General features: G+C 34.9%; 18 protein-coding genes and 1 other RNA gene. 5 read left to right on the top strand and 14 right to left on the bottom strand.

Going from position 1 to position 19346, the window contains the following annotated elements:
- Positions 1–5 precede the first annotated feature (5 nt).
- Positions 6–551, bottom strand: a complete 546-nt coding sequence (locus tag R1T42_RS02295; RefSeq protein WP_317291137.1) for a CopD family protein — start codon at positions 549–551, stop codon at positions 6–8.
- A gap of 192 nt (positions 552–743) precedes the next feature.
- Here R1T42_RS02295 and hemN point away from each other — a divergent pair, with 192 nt between their 5' ends.
- The gene (hemN, locus tag R1T42_RS02290) at positions 744–2108 is read left to right on the top strand and encodes an oxygen-independent coproporphyrinogen III oxidase (protein WP_317291136.1); all 1365 of its coding nucleotides are present in this window, start codon (positions 744–746) and stop codon (positions 2106–2108) included.
- A gap of 204 nt (positions 2109–2312) precedes the next feature.
- Here hemN and R1T42_RS02285 read toward each other — a convergent pair whose 3' ends face one another.
- From R1T42_RS02285 to R1T42_RS02245, 9 genes are read right to left on the bottom strand one after another with little or no spacing between them, the layout of a single operon-like run.
- Positions 2313–2456, bottom strand: a complete 144-nt coding sequence (locus tag R1T42_RS02285; protein ID WP_170062954.1) for a hypothetical protein — start codon at positions 2454–2456, stop codon at positions 2313–2315.
- A gap of 5 nt (positions 2457–2461) precedes the next feature.
- Positions 2462–3193 (bottom strand): sulfite exporter TauE/SafE family protein, encoded by a 732-nt coding sequence (locus R1T42_RS02280; protein ID WP_317291135.1) that lies wholly within the window; start codon positions 3191–3193, stop codon positions 2462–2464.
- A gap of 1 nt (position 3194) precedes the next feature.
- Positions 3195–3638 carry a FixH family protein gene (locus tag R1T42_RS02275; RefSeq protein WP_317291134.1) on the bottom strand — a complete coding sequence of 148 codons (444 nt, stop codon included), beginning with the start codon at positions 3636–3638 and terminating at the stop codon, positions 3195–3197.
- A 59-nt stretch (positions 3639–3697) separates the two neighbouring features.
- The gene (gene ccoG, locus R1T42_RS02270) at positions 3698–5119 is read right to left on the bottom strand and encodes a cytochrome c oxidase accessory protein CcoG (RefSeq protein ID WP_317291133.1); all 1422 of its coding nucleotides are present in this window, start codon (positions 5117–5119) and stop codon (positions 3698–3700) included.
- Between the two features lie 17 nt (positions 5120–5136).
- Positions 5137–6087, bottom strand: a complete 951-nt coding sequence (locus R1T42_RS02265) for a cbb3-type cytochrome c oxidase N-terminal domain-containing protein (RefSeq protein WP_042291884.1) — start codon at positions 6085–6087, stop codon at positions 5137–5139.
- Complete coding sequence (locus R1T42_RS02260; protein WP_042287959.1) at positions 6080–6271, bottom strand: hypothetical protein; 192 nt, start codon at positions 6269–6271, stop codon at positions 6080–6082. Before R1T42_RS02260 ends, R1T42_RS02265 begins: the two co-directional genes overlap by 8 nt.
- 3 nt (positions 6272–6274) lie before the next feature.
- Positions 6275–8479, bottom strand: coding sequence for a cytochrome-c oxidase, cbb3-type subunit I (ccoN, locus tag R1T42_RS02255; RefSeq protein WP_317291132.1), 2205 nt, complete (start codon positions 8477–8479; stop codon positions 6275–6277).
- Positions 8480–8481: 2 nt separating this feature from the next.
- Positions 8482–8664: a cbb3-type cytochrome oxidase assembly protein CcoS gene (gene ccoS, locus R1T42_RS02250; RefSeq protein ID WP_036581079.1), complete on the bottom strand. Its 183-nt coding sequence runs from the start codon at positions 8662–8664 to the stop codon at positions 8482–8484.
- Between the two features lie 60 nt (positions 8665–8724).
- On the bottom strand, positions 8725–11127 hold the full coding sequence (locus tag R1T42_RS02245) for a heavy metal translocating P-type ATPase (protein ID WP_317291131.1): 2403 nt from the start codon (positions 11125–11127) through the stop codon (positions 8725–8727).
- A gap of 138 nt (positions 11128–11265) precedes the next feature.
- Here R1T42_RS02245 and R1T42_RS02240 point away from each other — a divergent pair, with 138 nt between their 5' ends.
- Positions 11266–11958 carry a Crp/Fnr family transcriptional regulator gene (locus R1T42_RS02240; RefSeq protein WP_036581084.1) on the top strand — a complete coding sequence of 231 codons (693 nt, stop codon included), beginning with the start codon at positions 11266–11268 and terminating at the stop codon, positions 11956–11958.
- Here the strand turns inward: R1T42_RS02240 and R1T42_RS02235 are convergent.
- Together R1T42_RS02235 and ffs are read right to left on the bottom strand one after the other, a co-directional pair.
- Positions 11955–12758 (bottom strand): SDR family oxidoreductase, encoded by an 804-nt coding sequence (locus tag R1T42_RS02235; protein WP_317291130.1) that lies wholly within the window; start codon positions 12756–12758, stop codon positions 11955–11957. The two genes, R1T42_RS02240 and R1T42_RS02235, sit on opposite strands and share 4 nt — an antisense overlap.
- A 45-nt stretch (positions 12759–12803) precedes the next feature.
- Positions 12804–12903, bottom strand: an RNA gene (gene ffs, locus R1T42_RS02230) — signal recognition particle sRNA small type.
- Positions 12904–12990: 87 nt separating this feature from the next.
- On the opposite strand from ffs, the gene R1T42_RS02225 reads away from it, so the two are divergent.
- From R1T42_RS02225 to R1T42_RS02215, 3 genes are read left to right on the top strand one after another with little or no spacing between them, the layout of a single operon-like run.
- Positions 12991–14040: a glutaminyl-peptide cyclotransferase gene (locus tag R1T42_RS02225; protein WP_317291129.1), complete on the top strand. Its 1050-nt coding sequence runs from the start codon at positions 12991–12993 to the stop codon at positions 14038–14040.
- Positions 14040–14450, top strand: a complete 411-nt coding sequence (locus R1T42_RS02220) for an acyl-CoA thioesterase (RefSeq protein ID WP_006797096.1) — start codon at positions 14040–14042, stop codon at positions 14448–14450. Before R1T42_RS02225 ends, R1T42_RS02220 begins: the two co-directional genes overlap by 1 nt.
- On the top strand, positions 14447–15979 hold the full coding sequence (locus R1T42_RS02215) for a hypothetical protein (RefSeq protein ID WP_317291128.1): 1533 nt from the start codon (positions 14447–14449) through the stop codon (positions 15977–15979). The genes R1T42_RS02220 and R1T42_RS02215 overlap by 4 nt, the downstream gene beginning before the upstream one ends.
- A 362-nt stretch (positions 15980–16341) precedes the next feature.
- Here R1T42_RS02215 and R1T42_RS02210 read toward each other — a convergent pair whose 3' ends face one another.
- Positions 16342–17814 (bottom strand): carboxypeptidase regulatory-like domain-containing protein, encoded by a 1473-nt coding sequence (locus tag R1T42_RS02210; protein ID WP_317291127.1) that lies wholly within the window; start codon positions 17812–17814, stop codon positions 16342–16344.
- A 16-nt stretch (positions 17815–17830) separates the two neighbouring features.
- Complete coding sequence (locus R1T42_RS02205) at positions 17831–19345, bottom strand: CsgG/HfaB family protein (protein ID WP_036581094.1); 1515 nt, start codon at positions 19343–19345, stop codon at positions 17831–17833.
- Between the last annotated feature and the right edge of the window lies 1 nt (position 19346).

Genomic DNA, 19346 nt, shown 5'->3' with positions numbered 1-19346 from the left:
AATATTTATTCATAGAGTTCTCTATACCTTTTGTAGATCTTAAATAGAATCATTAAAATAGCCGCTAGCAAGAAAATCCCAACTACTCCATAAATCCAATTAATAGCACTTTTAAGTATCACTAAAAATATTACTGCAAATAAGATAAGGGTCGCACCTTCATTATACAATCTCATTCCGTTTGATGTCCATTTTACTATATTGTTCTCTAATTCTTTAAAGATAAAATGGGTTTTTATGTGATATATAAAAAGTAACATCACAAATCCCAATTTAACCTGCATCCATTGAGCTTCAATTATCGATGGGTTGATATAAATCAAGCAAATTGCAAATAAAGTGGCTAGAACAGCACTAGGCCATGATATGATATACCATAATCTACGAGTCATTAATTGAAGTTGTTTTAACAAGATTGATTTTGCTGGTTCTTGTTCTTGATGAGCCTCAATTTGATAAACGAATAATCTAGGAATATAAAAGAGACCTGCAAACCATGTTACAATAAAAATAAGGTGTAAAGACTTGAAATATAGATAGTACTCTTCCAATGATTCTGTTTTAAGAATAGTTGTAAAAATATTAAATCAATAGCAGTATATCTCAAAACATCAAAAATCTTTTGTAACAACTTAAGAGCTGACAATTATCATTTTTTTAAAATAGGTATACCGCTAGTTTTGAATCCTTAAACGATGCACACATAGGACTCATTTAAGAGGTGTGTATATTAAAAATCAGGTATGTCTTCACTCGTTCAAAAATACAATGTGGCTGGACCACGTTACACTAGTTATCCTACAGTACCTTACTGGGAAGAGAATTCTTTTACTAAATCAGATTGGGAAAGTTCTGTTATAAAAAGCATTAAAGAATCTAATCAAAAAGAAGGAATCAGCTTATACATTCATTTACCATTCTGTGAAGCGATGTGTACATTTTGTGGCTGTAATAAAAGAATAACCGTAAATCATAATGTAGAGCTACCTTACATATCAAATGTGCTTAAAGAGTGGTCATTATACTTGGCACTATTAGATGAAACTCCTATCATCAGTGAATTACATCTAGGTGGAGGAACTCCGACATTTTTCTCTCCAGAAAATTTACAAATTCTCATTGATGGAATTTTTAAAAATGCTCATAAAGCAAAAAATGCGGCTCTTAGTTTTGAAGGACACCCTAATAACACAACAAAAGAACACTTAAAGACTTTATTTGAATTAGGTTTTAATCGCGTAAGCTATGGAGTTCAGGATTATAACCTAGAGGTCCAAAAGGCTATTCACAGAGTGCAACCATTTGAGAATGTTCTAAACGCTACACTTAACGCAAGAGAAATAGGTTACACCTCTGTCGGACATGATTTAATTTACGGCCTTCCTTTTCAAAAAAAAGAACATGTTATACATACTATTAAACAAACGATAGCACTCAAACCAGATCGTATAGCCTTTTATAGTTATGCATTTGTGCCATGGATAAAAGGTAACGGGCAACGTGGTTTTAGTCAGGATAACTTACCTAGTCCAGATGAAAAAAGAGCTCAATATGAGATCGGAAAAAAAATGCTGGAAGACGCTGGATATATTGAGATAGGCATGGATCATTTTGCGCTGGCTAGTGATGAGTTGAACATAGCTATGGAGACAAAAAACTTACATCGCAATTTTATGGGATATAGTTCTAGTAGTACACAAGCTATGATAGGTCTAGGAGTTTCTTCTATCAGTGATAGCTGGTACGGATTTTCTCAAAATGTAAAAAGTATTACAGAATATAAAAAGTTACTGGATCAAGATCAAATTCCAGTTTATAGAGGACATTTATTAAACAATGAAGATTTAATCATCAGAAAACACATCCTGAATTTAATGTGTCATTTTGAAACCCAATGGGAAAAGAATGGAGAATTATATTTTGAAGAGATTCCAGATATATTAATTAGTCTTAAAGAGATGGAAGAAGACGGATTACTTATTCTAGAATCTAATAGTATAAGCGTTACTGAAAAAGGTAGACCATTTGTACGCAATATTTGTATGGCTTTTGATCTTAGGTTAAAACGTAAAAAACCGAACACACAATTATTTTCTATGACGATTTAATATGGTAAATAAATTCAATGATCTCAAAAAATCTCCTTTAACTAGGAGATTTTTTTTTGCTTTAAAGTCGATAGTTTCTTGTTAAAATATTTAAGCTCATTACAAAGAAAGAGGTACTCTATACAGAATACCTCTTTCAACCAATTAACCAAAATAAATCATGACGGGCCTTACAGCTCGTCCTGAAACATTCTCACTACGGACTTATTCAGCCCTAGTACTTTCATCCTTTGTTTTATCTGTTTTCATCATATTCATAACTATCGCGACCAGTGCGACGCATACCAGTGCAAACACACCTATTAAAACTGCTCCCATGGTCCAATCTACTAGAGGTAACATATTCATAACTTTTATTTTTGATTTGTATTTAAAACTATAGGTGTGTGACAAGACTGCTGCGCAGACTGTTGATTCTTCATATTTTTAGGCGATAGATATGGGATACCTAGACCTAGACCTCTCACGATAAAAAGTAATCCAATTAGGATAACAAACCCAGGAACTGCTTTTCTCATAAATGTCTTTACTTTTACAGATATCACATTACCTAAATAAACGGCTGCCGTCATTAATGGCACCGTACCTAATCCAAAAAACATCATATAAGCAGCACCTTCCATTGCATTTCCAGATCCCACTGCTCCTATCACTGCCATATATACCAATCCACATGGTAATAAACCATTTAAAAAGCCCATAGTAAAAAAAGCATCATAAGTTTTCTTTTTCAGCTCCTTACCCATCGCACTTTTTAATTTACCTACCAGTCTATATAACGGTTTAGTAACTGTAAAATTCATACCTATGAAATAGGTAGTTATTACCATTACTATCATCGCTATTCCCACTGCAATGCTCAATTGCTGTTGCCACCCAAAAAGGTCAAAACTTTTACCTAGCAAGCCTAATAAAAAACCTATCAAGCCATAAGCAAATAATCTTCCAGCGTGATAAACACTAACTTGAAATGCTTTTTGAGTTGGGTTTTTATGATTTACCGGTAACAGAAAGGCTATAGGACCACACATTCCCATACAATGGAAACTGCCCAATAAACCTAATATGAAACCAGACCACAACATATTAATAGATTATAGATTCTTTATATTTAAACGGTTTACCATCTAAGGTACCCGTTATAAGAATGTCCCATCGACCGTCGATTAAGCGATTGTCAGGTATGAGCAAATAATTACCAGATAAGACAATAGGCAAGTCAAAATCTAGTTGCTTATCTGACGGTCTATATAGGGACACTGTTCCTTTAAATTCAGTTTCTTTAATGCTTTCTGGAAACTCAATAGCCCATCCAGTGGTAGTTTTCATACCATTTATTTCACCCAGATTCTTTGCGTTTTGTTCTGCATCAATTTCTTGTTGAAATAGTAATTCCTTTTTATAATATTCAGTTGTGACCATATCGTGGTCAAAACCTTTATCTGCAAGCATCGTTACAACCATCACCATTATAAAACCTATAAAAAGTGTTATCGCAATCGCTATACCGGTTCCCCAATTTAATTTCATGATGGTAATGTTTATCGTTATTACGCTTTCGCGAAAGCGTTTACTAATTCAATAATTTTCTATTTATAACTTCTAGGCCCTAAAAATGATGTAGTCGTTGTTTCTATCAAGTCATCACCACTATAGATCCCTATCTCCACACGTTCTTTATCACCTTTAATAGCACCTGTTTTTAGTTCTATAAATAAAGTCCCTTCTGCAAGGCCTTCTTTTGCTATACTAAAACCTTGATTTTTAACTAGATTAATATCTCCTTTATGGGACAATAATTTAAAATGAATATCATCGATAGAAACGATCGTCTTATTCACCAATTTATAGGTGTACACGTTACTAATCACGTCTTCTCCTTTATGCTCATATAATGAACCAGGCAATCTTAAAACTCGCGCTTCTACATCATTACGCAGTAGCATCATACCAGAAAATATACCTAATAAAATAGCTAGAACTGCGACATAACCTTTAAGTCTAGGTGTCCATTCAAATTTATTACCTTTAGTAATATTATCTTCACTTGCATAACGTATCAGACCTTTAGGAAGGTCTACCTTTTGCATAATCTGATCACAGGCGTCAATACATGCCGTACAGTTAACACACTCTAGTTGTGTTCCATTTCTAATATCTATTCCTGTAGGACATACCTGAACGCACTGCCCACAATCTATACAGTCACCTTTTCCTGTTGCTGCACGATCTTCATTCTTTTTAAATAAGGCACGACCTTCCTCTTTTTCACCTCTTTTATGATCGTATGCAACAATAATAGATTTATCATCTAATAATACACCTTGCAACCTACCATAGGGACAGGCGATTATACAAACTTGTTCTCTAAACCATGCAAACACAAAGTAAAATACTGCAGTAAAAATGATTAATGATAACAATGTACTTAAGTGAGCCAGTGGCCCATCTTTAATATATTTAAACAGCTGGTCGCTACCTATCAAATAGGCAAGAAATACGTTTGCGATGATAAAAGAGATGACTGCAAATATGAACCATTTAGTTCCTTTTTTACGTATTTTTTCGGCATCCCATTTTTGTTTATCTAATCTGATTTGTTTTCCTCGATCACCTTCTATCCAATACTCAATTCTACGGAAGACCATTTCCATAAAAATAGTCTGTGGACACATCCAGCCACAAAATATTCTACCAAATGCAACTGTAAAAAAAATGACAAACACAACGCCGATAATCATCATTATAACAAATAGATGAAAGTCTTGTGGCCAGAATGGAAATCCGAAAATATTAAATCTCCTTTCCAGTACATTCATCATAATGAACTGGTTGCCATTTATTTTAATAAACGGAGCGGCCAGTAAAAATGCAAGTAATCCATAACTCACCCATTTACGGTAGTCATAAAATTTACCTGTTGGTTTTTTAGGATACAACCAGTTACGCTTACCATCTTCATTAATGGTACCGATACTGTCTCTAAAAACTTCATTTTCTGGTGTCTCCATTTTATCGTTCTTTAAACTTAATCGTTAAAAGTTACTGCTGTAGAATCTACTTGAGTTTCTGGTGCTGCTGGTGCAACGTCTTTAGGTGCATCTGGATCTTCCCAAATTTCACCTTCTGCCTCTTTAGGCTCTGCAGGTGTGGTTCCTTGAAATGACATTACATAACTTGCTACTTGCGCCATTTCGCTAGGTGATAAATCTGCTTTCCAGGACACCATTCCTTTACCATCACGTCCACCTTCACTTATGGTATTAAAAACATTTTTAATTCCACCACCTAGAATCCAGTGTCTGTCTGTAAGATTAGGTCCTATACCACCACCACCATCGGCTTTGTGACATGCTATACAATTGTCTTGAAAAATACCTTGACCAGCTTTAAGATCTGATGCGTCAGTAAGTAAGGTTACTGTATTGACGTCTATTAAATTTTTTGCAGTTTTTTTGTATTCTTCTATTTCCTTTTCGGCTATAGCTACCTCTTGTAGGTATTCTTCGGCTTGATCTGGTGCGATATCAAATACATGATATTTAGCAAGGTATACAACCCCAAAAACTATTGATGCATAGAATAAATAAACCCACCATGGCGGTAAGTTGTTATCTAACTCACGTATTCCATCATAATTATGATCTAATTCTATCTCACCTTCATCTTCAATAGGCTTACTACCTAACATTTTTGCATAAGTACTTTTAATACCTGAAAACTCTTGTTCTTTGCGTGCTATTGTAGCTGCATCATAACGCTCTTTCGCTTCATCACTTAAGGTGTTGTAAAGAACTCTTTCAAGAGTTTTCACACTAGTCTCTAATAAGTAAGCGCAAAGAAATAATACTCCAAGGATTAACCATATTAGTGGATATTCTTGTACAGCCCAAGTTCCTTCCTTACCAGCTACTAGTTCAAATAGAACTAAAGCTAGAATCATAAAAATGATTATTCTAAAAAGTGCTGATTTATTCATCTTCTTGTTTTTTAGTTGGTTCGTTAAACGGCATCTCGCTTAGTGAGTTGATATGATCTTTTTTTGCAGTAAACACATAAACAAATAGCAAAGTGAAGAATGTAAAAAAGATAATGAGTGATATAATTGGATAAATGGACACGCCATCTATTGCTTCTAGGTTTCCTTTAATAAATTTGAGCATGTTTTAGTCGTTTAGGTTAATACTTAAATCATCTGCATTTTTAACCTTTATATCAGTCCCTAGTCGTTGTAGATATGCGATAATAGACACCACTTCTCTATCTCTCATTTCTACGAATTCTTCTCCATTTTCTTGAGCATACTTCTTATCAGCATTATAGATTTTTGCAAAATCAGGATCATTCATCAAGCTCAATTCAATTTTTAAAGCTTGAGCTGCCATGGTTTCTGGTGCGTTTTCTATATCTGCTGGTGAGTAAGGAACTCCTAGACTTACCATTACTTCCATCTTATCTTGAGTCTCGCTACGATCATGTTCGTTTTCAATTAACCATTTATAAGATGGCATTATAGAACCTGAACTGGTTGTTTGAGGATCATAGAAGTGATTCAAATGCCAGTTATCATTATACTTACCACCAATCCTCATTAAATCCGGTCCAGTTCTTTTAGAACCAAATAAGAATGGGTGATCATAAACATATTCTCCAGCTTTAGAATATTCTCCATATCGTTCTACCTCACTACGGAAAGGTCTTATCATTTGCGAGTGACATCCAACACAACCTTCTCGTATATAGATATCTCTACCTTCTAATTCTAATGGAGAATAAGGTTTCACACTAGAAATTACAGGGATGTAATCATCTACCATCAACGATGGTACAATTTGCACTAATCCACCTATTAATATAGCTACCGTTGCATACAAGGTCATTTTTAATGGTTTTCTTTCTAACCAAGTATGCCATCCTTCACTTGCTGTTCTCTTTTTAGACACTCGAGTTAATGGAGCAGCCTCTACAAGCTCATCAGTCACTGCGCTACCTTGTCTTATAGTGATTATTACATTATACACTAGTACAAGCATACCAGTGATATATAGAGTTCCACCTATAGCACGCATCCAGTACATAGGCATAATTTCATTCACAGTTTCTAAGAAGTTACCATAAGCCAATGTCCCATCTGGATTAAACTGTTTCCACATAAATGCTTGAACAAATCCTGCTACATACATAGGTAGTGCATATAGAATAATACCTAACGTCCCTATCCAGAAGTGGAAATTTGCCAATTTAGTAGAAGCTAACTTTGTTTTGAAAAGTATAGGAACTAAATAATATATGATACCAAATGTCATAAAACCATTCCATGCTAGTGCACCAACGTGAACGTGCGCAATAATCCAGTCAGAAAAGTGAGCAATTGCATTTACATTTTTAAGTGATAATAATGGACCTTCAAAAGTCGCCATACCATAACCAGTTATAGCTACTACCATAAACTTTAAAACTGGACTTGTACGTACTTTATCCCATGCACCACGTAGTGTCAATAATCCATTGATCATTCCACCCCAAGAAGGCGCTAATAACATAATTGAAAATGCGACACCTAAATTTTGAGCCCAATCTGGTAAAGCACTGTATAACAAGTGGTGAGGACCAGCCCAGATATATATAAATATTAATGACCAGAAGTGAATAATAGATAACCTATAAGAATAAACAGGTCTATTTGCTGCTTTAGGAACAAAATAATACATCAATCCTAAGAAAGGTGTCGTTAAGAAAAATGCTACCGCATTGTGACCATACCACCATTGTACCAGCGCATCCTGTACACCAGCGTATGCAGAGTAACTCTTAAACATATTAACTGGTAAGGCCATACTATTAAAAATATGTAGAACAGCAACTGTAACAAAGGTTGCTATATAAAACCAGATAGCTACATATAAATGGCGTTGTCTTCTCTTTATTAATGTCCCAATTAAATTAACTCCAAACGCTACCCAAATTAATGCTATCGCAATATCGATAGGCCATTCAAGCTCTGCATATTCTTTTGAAGAGGTCATACCTAATGGTAAGGTAATCGCGGCAGCAACTATAATTAATTGCCATCCCCAAAAGTTAACTTTTGATAAAAAGTCACTCCACATACGTGCTTTAAGCAAACGTTGTGTAGAGTAATAAACACCTGCAAAAATAGCATTACCTACAAAGGCAAATATTACCGCATTAGTATGGAGAGGTCTTAATCTACCAAAACTAAGCCATGAGATGCCATCTGTCAGGTTAGGAAAAAGAAACATAAACGCCAGTAATAAACCGACTGTCATCCCTACTACACCCCAAAGTATGGTAGCATAAAGGAAATTCTTAACGATCTTATTATCGTAATGGAATTGTTCTAATTGCATAATTATTTTGAATTAATTTGGTTGTTTTCTTCTTTAGTTTTAACGACTTCGTCATCAAATAGCATGCGCACACTAGGCGTGTACGTATCATCATATTGCCCGTCTTTTACAGAAACTATAAATAGAACAAAAAATAGTAGCGCTACCACAACGCTCACAGCTAATAACATATATATGATACTCATACCTCTTTGAATTATCGTTACAAAAATATTTCTATAGCCTTCCTTAAAACATGACAATTATCAGTTTTGAGAAGTTTTATTAGAAAATTTTCTTCCCATGTAATTAGTCATAATCGTTGTAAATGCCACAACACTCAATGAACTTAATGGCATTAAAATAGCTGCCATCACAGGTGTTAAGTTCCCGCTTAGTGCTATGGATATACCAATTAAATTATAAAATAATGATAAGGTAAAACACCAGTTGATAATGCTTACCGCTTTACGCGAAAGCGTAATCACCTCATCCATGCGATCTAAAATACTTGCGTCCATGATGCCATCACAGGCTGGTGTGAACACGTTCACATTTTCGGCTATTGAAATGCCTACATCAGACTGTGCTAATGCACCTGCATCATTTAAACCATCACCTACCATCATTACTCTAGCTCCCTGAGATTGTAACTCTTTAATATAGTTAAGTTTTTCTTCTGGTTGCTGGTTAAACTTAAGAACTACACGAGATGGTAAAAGGTTTTCTAAATGCTCTTTTTCTCCGGCATTATCACCAGATACCACATGCAATTTATAGTCCTTTGACAAACGTTCAAATAAAGTATCCACACCTGTTCTATACTTATTCTTAAAAGTATATTTCCCTTTGTACTGTTGATTATAGTTTATATGTACAGCTGTCTCCACATGTTCTTCTTGAGCCGATAAGGATGATGTAAATGATGGAGACCCTACTTTAATGACCTCTTTATCAATTCTAGAAATAAGACCTTTACCTGCCACCTCTTTAAAATCATCGAGAGCTGGTAGGATATCATTTTTTTTAAGTTCATTATACAATGCTCTACTTAATGGATGATTTGAACCGCGCAAAGTACTGGCTAGGTTTTTTTCTTGAACCTCATTAAGTGGTTCACCTTGATATTCTATTTGTGAGGTAGAACTGGTTGTTATCGTTCCTGTTTTATCAAATACGATAGTATCTATTTGAGCCATGCGCTCTATTATGACAGATTCTTTAAGATATAATCCCATATTGCCATAGATGCGCAACATATTACCCATCGTAAATGGAGTAGATAAAGCAATAGCACAAGGACAAGCAACAATTAAGACTGCAGTAAATACATTAATAGCTGTAAGTGGATTAATAAATAACCATATTAAAGCTCCTATTACCGCAACGGTGATAATGGTAACTGTGAATTTTTTTGAGATACGATCAACTAGTGTTTGAAAACTAGAGTGTCGTTTCTTTTTGAAAACATCATTACTCCACAGACTGGTCAAATAACTTTGCTCTACATTTTTGATAGCTTCCACCTCGATAAGTCCTGATTGTTGTCTACCACCAGCATATAGTACCTCGCCTAAATATTTAGTAATATGATCAGACTCACCCGTTACAAAACTATAATCCATCGATGCTTTATCACTTAACAAGACAGCATCCACCGGTAAAATCTCGCCAGACCTAATTAACAACCTATCTCCTTTTTCGATTTTATAAATAGGTACTTGATCTTCTTCTACTTGACCATATTTTTTAAGCAATCTAGTTACGGCTATTGGAAAATAAGATTTGAAATCTCTATCAAAAGAGAGGTATGCATAGGTACGTTGTTGGAAAAATCGACCTAGTAATAGAAAGAATACTAAACCCGTAAGACTATCTAAAAACCCAGTTCCTAAGTCAAACACAATTTCAATCGTGCTGCGGACAAATAACACGATAATCCCTAAGGCTATAGGGATATCAATATTTAAGACACCTGATGTAACTCCTTTATAAGCAGATTTAAGATAATCGATACCTGCATAGAATACGACTGGTAATGAAAACGCAAACATCATCCAACGAAAAAGCCCTTTAAACTGATCTAACCAAAATTCTTGTACCTCAAAATACTCTGGAAACGATAAAAACATAACATTCCCAAAAGCAAATCCCGCTACACCTAATTTATAGATTAAAGAACGATCAACTTTTTTATCTTTTTCTTCATAATCATCAAGCGATATATAAGGCTCATAACCTATTGAGGCTAACAATATTGCCAGTGCTTTAAGATCTAACTCATTTGAATTAAAGGTAACTCTTACTGTTTTTTTAGGAAAATCTACTTGAGAAGACTTAACGCCATGATGAATACGTTGTAAATTTTCTAATACCCAAATACAAGAACTACAATGTATCGATGGTATGGATAGTTGCACCACTTGAACCTCTTGCTCATTGAACTCTAGTAATTTTTGAACTATTTCTTCATTTTCAAGAAAGTTAAATTTATCCTTTGAAAAAGAAGGAGATGTACCTGGATTATTCTCGATATCATAATAATTGCCTAGATCATTATCACTTAGTATTTCATAAACCAGTTTGCAACCATTACAACAAAACTTCTTATCATCATGTATGATAGTTTGTTCTGTGCATGGATCTCCACAATGGAAACAATTATCCATAATTTATTTATTTGCTCATTATACCTATTGCAAATGTCATTTTAAAAACAGATTTAAAACATGATAATTATCACATTAGGAAATAGACTTCACTCATCAACATTCTTTAATTTTGTAACTGCCTAATCTGATAATACCATGAGTACAAAATGCGAAAACTGCGTCATTAGACAATACAATGCATTAAGAGTATTGAATACAGAAGACCTTGCTGAAATTAATGCCACTAAAAAGCTACAATCTGTATCAAAAGGAGATATGATCTTTAAAGAAGGGCAACGTTTAAGCGGTATTTACTGCGTGCGCAATGGAGCTACAAAATTATCTAAAATAACAGCCTCAGGTCGCGACCAAATTGTAAAAATCGCTTCTAAAGGTGAGATTTTAGGGCAACGATCTATAGTCTGTGATGAAAATGCAAATTTAAGCGCTACCGCACTTAACGATATGGAAGTGTGTTTTATACCTAAGTCTGCTATTAAAAATAGAATCGCTCACAATCCTCTTTTTGTAAAAGAGTTATTGGTAAATATGGCTACAGAATTAAGAATTGCTGATGACATGATTGTCAACTTATCTGAGAAGACCGTGAAACAGCGTCTAGCGCAAGCGTTATTATATCTAAAAAAACAATTTGGCGAAGATCCTTTAACGGGTGATTTAACCTTAGTTCTTTCTAGAGAAGATCTCGCAGCAGCTATAGGCACTGCAACAGAATCATGCATTAGGCTATTATCTGACTTCAAAAAGAAAGGCTACATTACAACACAAGGAAAAAACATCAAAATTTTACAACTTGATGCTCTAGAAGAGTTGACTAAAGACTTTTAAAGCTTGTAATGTTTCTTGAGCATTTTTTCATAACGCTTTTCAGGCAAGATTTTTTTGAGGACAATCGAAAATTTCTGTAAAAAACTACCAACCTTATAATGTATTCCAGGATTTTTTTCTTGTAGGACATCATAAATCTTATAGGCGACTTCCATAGGGTCACTACCATCATCTACATGCTCATCAATAAGCTTTAAAGTTTGAGAATATCCAGTAGCATAATCACTACCTTCTACAACCGGAGCATGAAAACGACCTGCTGCAATATTAGTAGCAAAATCTCCCGGCGCTACATTGCTAAAATGTATATTTAAATGAGCACATTCCATACGATACGCCTCGGTAACGATTTCTAAAGCTCCTTTACTAGCACTATAAATACCTCGATAAGGTAATCCCATATACCCAGCAATGCTGGTTATATTAATAACTCTACCAGATTGTTGTTTTCTCATATATGGTAACACGGCTTGCAGCACTCGTAATGGACCATAGAAATTTGTATCCATCGCGCCATGTATTTCTTCAATAGGCGTTTCTTCAACAGGACCAGTAATTCCTACTCCAGCGTTATTTATAAGAACATCAATTTTACCTTCTTTATTGATAATTTCCGCAACAGCTTTTTCGATAGATATTGGGTCTTTGACATCCATAGCAACAAGGTCAATAGGACTGTCTGGATAGCTACCAGGATTTCTACTCGTTCCATAAACGGTATAACCTTTACTTTTAAGATAAATAGAAATAGACTTTCCTATACCGCTAGAACCGCCGGTTACAAGAACAACTTTATTCATAACAACCTATTATTGAGATGATTAGATTTGAGTATTGGACACAAAAAAAGGCAAGCTACCTACATCACACTGCTACGACCGCTTACCTTTGCTGCGTTCCCGCCCTGGAGGAGTTCAACAGGAGCTAGTTGTGTAGGACTTGCCAGGTGCAAATATAATACCTAGTTTATACTCTGCAAAGATTTTAAGCAAGCAATTTTATCGTTATATTTCGACCTCTTAAAAACCATATATGAACTGGAAAAATGCCGCTATAATCTTACTAGCAACCATCTCGTTAACAGCCTGTAAGAATGATATCGATACCTTTAAAGACAATTATAGTTTAGAGATAACTAACCCTAAAAATTCGTATACAAACTCAGATTCGATCAATTTATCAGTTATAGATGCGTCAGAAATAGGAAATGACAGCATCATTTGGCATATAAATGCTGGTAAAGTTATGGGAGAGAATAGTAATACGCTTTCGCGAAAGCTGGATACTCAACCCTATGGAAAACTAACTTTTGAAGCGTCGATATATAAAGACGATAAAGTGGTGACTAAGTCTGCACATATTACAAGATTAGCTCCTAATAATGTAAAAGTTTATCAAATAGAAGAAATTGCTACTTATCCTCATAAAACAGAATCTTACACGCAAGGGCTTGAGTTTTATGGCGACTCACTTTATGAGAGTACCGGACAGTTTAAAGAAAGTGACCTAAGAATTACAGATGTAAATACCGGAGAGGCTTTAAAGAAATTTGAATTACCAGACCACATATTTGCAGAAGGAATGACTATTCTAGACAATAAGGTTTATCAATTATCGTGGCAAGCTGGTTATGGCTATGTTTATGACTTATCTCTCAATCGCATAGACGAGTTTAAATATGGGCGTAGCAAAGAAGGTTGGGGACTTTGCAATGACGGACAATTCCTTTACAAAAGCGATGGAACTGATAAAATTTGGAAGATTGATCCAATAACTTTTGAAGAAATAAGTTATGTACAAGTGGTTTCTACTAAAAATAGTATCACAAAGATTAATGAGCTAGAATGGATTGATGGTAAAATCTATGCCAATGTTTATCAAACTAATGGTATTACCATTATTAACCCACAAACTGGTGTCGTAGAAGGTATCGTCGATTTAAAATCATTAACCGCTCAAATTCCAAATGCAAATAAGGATGATAACGTACTTAATGGTATAGCTTTTAACCCTAAGAGCGGTACTATTTTTGTAACTGGTAAGAGATGGGATAAAATGTTTGAAATTAAAATTAAGAAATAGTGATTAGTGCAGATTTACCAACATATACAGTAACTAGAAAAGTTACAGATGCAGAAATTGATGATCTTAACCATGTTAACAACGTGGTTTATAATCAGTGGGCAAATGAAATTGCAATAGAACACTGGTTAAACGTAGGTACAGAGGCTTTAAAAAAGCAATTTGACTGGGTAATGATTAAGCATAATCTAGAATATAAAGCTGCTGCATTTTTAGGTGATACTATATTGATTAAGACTCAAGTAGGTCAGGCAACAAATGTTAAATACGAGCGTTTTATAGAAATATATAACGCCACAACAGAACAGCTATTAGTCAAGACTAAATCTGTCTGGTGTGCTATTAATAAAAAAGGGAAACCTGTAAAAATATCTCAAGAGTTAAGAGACCTTTTTGAAACACTTACATGAAGAAATACTTTATAATCATTCCGTCTCTTATCCTATGTATCATCTTTGCTTCTTGTAGAGATGATTTTGCTTTTTCAAACAGTACGGGAGATTTAGGCTTTTCTCAAGACACCGTTTTCTTAGATACTGTATTTACTAATATAGGATCGAGTACTCGTACATTTAAAGTTTATAATAACAGTAGTAATGATATTGTTATTCCTCGTGTTGCTCTCGCTCAAGGCGAAAACTCAAAATACAGACTGGCTGTAGATGGTGTACCAGGCCGCATATTTGAAAATGTAGAATTACTTGCCAAAGATTCTCTTTTTGTATTTGTAGAGACCACAATTGATATCAATGACTTCTCTTCTGGAGATGAATTTTTATATACCGATACTATAGAGTTTGATAATGGACCTAACCAGCAAGTAGTTGAGCTAGTAACACTGGTACAAGATGCCATATTTCTATTCCCAGAAAGAGATGCACAAGGTATAGAAGAAACGCTACCCATAGGAGATCCTGCAGATGGAATAAGTATAAGTGGTTTTGTACTAGATGATACTGAACTCACGCTTACCGCAGCAAAACCCTATGTGATTTATGGATTTGCAGCCGTACCAGCAAATAAAACGCTTACTATAGAAGCTGGCGCAAGACTATATTTTCACGCTGGTAGTGGTATTATTGTGGCAAACGAAGGAAGCCTTCAAGTAAATGGATTACCGTCTACTACAGACGCTCTTGAAAATGAAGTAATCTTTGAAGGCGACAGATTAGAGCCTACTTATGCAGACATAGCTGGTCAATGGGGCGCTATATGGCTTACCGCTGGCAGTAAAAATAATATTATCAATAACGCTACTATTAAAAATGCGAGTGTAGGTATTATCATGGATAGTGTTAATACAACTTCTACAGGTGCAACATTAAAACTTAGTAATACACAAATTTATAATAGTTCAAACTCTGGTTTAATAGCAACTGGTGCAAATATAGAAGCAGAAAATCTTGTCATTAATAATTCTGGTCAATCTTCTTTGGTATTACGTTTAGGTGGTGAATACACCTTTAACAATTGTACAATAGCAAATTATTGGAATAATAGTTTTAGACAAGATCCTACTCTATTTATTTCTAACATTATCCCTAACACGGATTTAACAGAGGATTTAGTACAAGCTCGATTTACTAATTGTATTATTTATGGTGATCGAGATATAGAACTTATACTGGCAGATGATGGCGTGTCACAATTCAATTTCAGCTTTGAGAATTCGTTAATTAAATTTAATGATCGCTTTGATGATTTTGTAGGGTTTGCAAATTATGATTTTAATAATGCTAGTTTATACAATCAAAGTTTCTTTAATATCGACCCTATTTTTAAAGATGAGGATAATAGTCAGTTACAGATCGATAGTACAGGCGGAGCAAATGGAATTGCAAATCCCGCTAATACGACGGCTAATGATATCTTAGGTAATTCTAGAAGCTCTGCTCCTGACGCAGGTGCTTATGAATCGACCGATCTAAGCGCTGGATAAACCGTCGACTAAAACATCGATAAAAAGGACTTATACTACCAAAAATCTGTTAAATACGACCTTTGAACGTCAAAATCTCTTAAAAAAGTTGCGAGACAACAGATTAAAGTATATGTTTGTCTCATCTTAAACAAGAATATATTTCTTTTCAAGATATTTAGAAATGATAAATGCCCAGTAAAGAATCCCTACATTCTTACTGGGCATTACCTTTTAATATTAATACCAAAACGGAATAGGCACAGAACTATTGATAATTGCGTAAGTATCATAGTTAGTTACCCTAGACATATTTGAATCTTGCTCAGGGACTCAAGTCCACTATGTAGATAACGCATTTACTACATAAGGATAAAAAGCGCCTATTCCCAATCTGGCATTATAGCATTTGTAAATAAATCTTCTCTAGTATCTGCTATAGTTAATTCTAGAGTTTGTATTATCGGAGCAGAGTTTCCATCATTATCTTGATTTTTACATATTACTAAACCTTCTGTAGGAGAAAATCGAGCATCTAGATCATTGGTTCCAGCAGGCTTATTAAATGACACTTCTAACTCTTGCAAAGTGTTCAAATTATAAACAAAAAGTCTAGAGTCTAGCAGTCTGTATGCTATGTTTTCAAATCCAGAAATATCTCTAGAATATAATATGGTAGAGTTGTCTGCACTTAAATCTATACTACCAGCAGCACCAGGCATACCACTTAAAACGGTTTGCACCACAGTAGCCTGCATATCTAGTATCAAAATTTCAACATTGTAACCTGCAAAATCATTAGTTTTCACGGCTATTCTAGGCTCATTAACATCTACATCGGTAATAATATTACCATTAGATGTTTGATAAAGTTGTGTTAGACCAGCACCACTAGGCTGTATGGTATATAATTTATCTAGTGAAGGGTAATAAATTATAGAACCATTAGAAGCCCATGAGATATCGAGCTCATCTAGATTAAAACCAGCAACAGCGACTGTAGAAGTCACTTGCTGTACTTGTGACCCATCTAATTCCATGGTAAACACATGTACCTGTGCTCCGACACTTCTAAGAAATGCTATTTTATTAGCCTGTCTATTTACTCTAGGTCGCCAGCTATTAGTAGTCGTTGTGGTAAGGGCTACTTCTGTACCATTCTCATCACTACTGTAAATAATATTATTACCGTTAACCTTACGTACATATAGAAATCTATTGGTCGGAAAATCAGAAGTACTAAAAGAAAATAAAGCACTATTAATAGTCTGGTTGATTCCATCATCTGCTCTTACTTGCCATAAATATGTAGTACCAAAATCCAGAGTCACGTCCAGCATAGGTTCTGTGATATCTTCAAAAACTTCTACCGTATTATCTGAAGTGTTTCTCAATTCAACTGTAAAGGTTAAATCATCATCTTCAGGATCAGTTGCTAGCCATTCCAGCGTTACATTAGACGATACGTCGACCTCATTATCTGCCGGTGATACTAGTACAGGAGTATCTGGCGCTCTATTATTTGCTGTTTCAACTTGTAACTCAAATACGATTTCAACTGTTTCATCCACCTCAACTGTAGCACTCTCAAAGTCTGTTAAGAAACCATCTTTCTCAGCTTGTACAGAATACTGACCATTTTCTAATTCAAATTCAAATAATCCATCAGCATCAGTAAACACTGTATTCGTATTAGGATTAGTTGATATTTTCACATTCTCTTGTGGTAAAAAGGTCTCGGCAGCTACGACCCGACCTTTCAAGGTTCCTTTACCATTAATTTGTAATTTATCTTCGCTACATCCTATTACTAAAAGTAGGATGGTAATTCCAGCTATATATTGCAGTAATTTCATTTTTTCTATCTTTTAATTATGGATTAGGGAAGTTTGAATTATTACGCTTTCGCGAGAGCGTGTCACCAGCAACTTCTTGCTCTGCTTGAACTCTTAATTTCATTTTTTCAATACGTCTTTGTGTACGACGGTATTTTCTCATTTTACGTTTCTCATCATTATCCTTTGCTTCATTACCACCTAGATAGATATTGACACCTAGACCAAATTTGAGATAATGATCATCACGCTGACCAGCGACTATATAATCTAGATCATCAGATAAAACTGCATTATAATCAGCATATAATTTAACACCTATAGATGGTGATAAGGTATACTCAAGACCTAATCCTGCTTGGACCTTTAAGTCATTCTGTTCAAACCAGTTTGCATGATTTAAACCACCACCACCATATACATAAGGAGTGAATTTATCATAAGGTAGCATGGTTAAATGCACATTAAGTTCTGATGCAGCAAATTCTCGATTAAATAAATCTGTATTCTTCAGTCTAAATTTATGTACCGATCCATGAATTCCTACATAAGGTGAAAAATTATATTGTGCTCCTAAAGTTAGTGCATACTCATAGTAAGCGTTAGGGTAATCACCATTAATTAAAGTACCACCGGCACCAACATCAACTCGCCATTTACTACGTCTGTTAACCATATTACGTTGATAGACGTCTGTGTTTTCTGCTACCGATTTTTCTTCCTTATAAGCGGCGACCATCTGATCGGCCACAGGTTTTCCTCCTTTAGGATACCATAATTGCGCATCGATCCCTTCAATAATTAATGCTTCAACAGCTTTTTCAATTGCTTCTTTAACTGCTAATTGTCCTGGTTCATTTCTTGTAAAACCAGTTTCTGCTTCTAATAGTCTTTTGAAACTTACGTATCTAAACAAACTCGCATCTACCGCTTGAGAGTAGATTGTTTTTGACACATAAACGGTCTTCATTATTTTACCCGTTTTTGTAGAAACGGCTCTTAAATAAACGGTCACTCGATCCTGTCTATATTTTGTAGAACCACCAGCGCCAAAATATCTCGCTCCTGCTCCACCCGTTAATACGTTAGTATCATAAGAAACAATTCCTCCTTCTATAAGCACGCCTGCATATAATAATGGATCTAGTTCCTTAACCTGCGTATTACTGCGTGCTGCATAATCTTTTCTAGTATTGAGAATAATATTACGTTCTTGAAGTAAATTTCCTAAATTTTCTCTTTCAATAGGTGTGAACCATTTTGAATCCTCTAGCGCTTTTACTAATATGGTTGTTCCACCTTGGGTAACAGCGTTACTGAAGGTACTTCCATTTTCTGACTGTTTGAATTGACCAGTTTGGTCTTCAAATTCATAGACACCGACAACGGCAGGTGCACTAGGTTCTGGTAGAGCGATTAATCTCTTAGAGACTTCAGTCGCTTCTCCTATACGGGCTGGTTGAGTTCCCATGGGTTGATTCATGTATGCTCCACAAGCAGATAATAGCATGGTAAGCATCATGAGAATCATGATGTTTTTATAAGATTTCATA

The sequence above is a fragment of the Nonlabens ulvanivorans genome, from assembly GCF_032922765.1.
Lineage (GTDB): Bacteria > Bacteroidota > Bacteroidia > Flavobacteriales > Flavobacteriaceae > Nonlabens > Nonlabens ulvanivorans.
The sequence above is the reverse complement of the archived record's forward strand: the minus strand, read 5'-3'. Positions and strand labels throughout refer to the sequence as shown.

Coding starts and splice junctions, on each gene's coding strand:
- R1T42_RS02280 (WP_317291135.1), bottom strand. CDS start 3,193: ATGTTGTGGTCTGGTTTCATATTAGGTTTATTGGGCAGTTTCCATTGT.
- R1T42_RS02210 (WP_317291127.1), bottom strand. CDS start 17,814: ATGAAATTACTGCAATATATAGCTGGAATTACCATCCTACTTTTAGTA.
- hemN (WP_317291136.1), top strand. CDS start 744: ATGTCTTCACTCGTTCAAAAATACAATGTGGCTGGACCACGTTACACT.
- ccoS (WP_036581079.1), bottom strand. CDS start 8,664: ATGAGTATCATATATATGTTATTAGCTGTGAGCGTTGTGGTAGCGCTA.
- R1T42_RS02265 (WP_042291884.1), bottom strand. CDS start 6,087: ATGAATAAATCAGCACTTTTTAGAATAATCATTTTTATGATTCTAGCT.
- ccoG (WP_317291133.1), bottom strand. CDS start 5,119: ATGGAGACACCAGAAAATGAAGTTTTTAGAGACAGTATCGGTACCATT.
- R1T42_RS02285 (WP_170062954.1), bottom strand. CDS start 2,456: ATGAATATGTTACCTCTAGTAGATTGGACCATGGGAGCAGTTTTAATA.
- R1T42_RS02215 (WP_317291128.1), top strand. CDS start 14,447: ATGAAGAAATACTTTATAATCATTCCGTCTCTTATCCTATGTATCATC.
- R1T42_RS02240 (WP_036581084.1), top strand. CDS start 11,266: ATGAGTACAAAATGCGAAAACTGCGTCATTAGACAATACAATGCATTA.
- R1T42_RS02205 (WP_036581094.1), bottom strand. CDS start 19,345: ATGAAATCTTATAAAAACATCATGATTCTCATGATGCTTACCATGCTA.
- R1T42_RS02260 (WP_042287959.1), bottom strand. CDS start 6,271: ATGCTCAAATTTATTAAAGGAAACCTAGAAGCAATAGATGGCGTGTCC.
- R1T42_RS02245 (WP_317291131.1), bottom strand. CDS start 11,127: ATGGATAATTGTTTCCATTGTGGAGATCCATGCACAGAACAAACTATC.
- ccoN (WP_317291132.1), bottom strand. CDS start 8,479: ATGCAATTAGAACAATTCCATTACGATAATAAGATCGTTAAGAATTTC.
- R1T42_RS02235 (WP_317291130.1), bottom strand. CDS start 12,758: ATGAATAAAGTTGTTCTTGTAACCGGCGGTTCTAGCGGTATAGGAAAG.
- R1T42_RS02275 (WP_317291134.1), bottom strand. CDS start 3,638: ATGAAATTAAATTGGGGAACCGGTATAGCGATTGCGATAACACTTTTT.
- R1T42_RS02225 (WP_317291129.1), top strand. CDS start 12,991: ATGAACTGGAAAAATGCCGCTATAATCTTACTAGCAACCATCTCGTTA.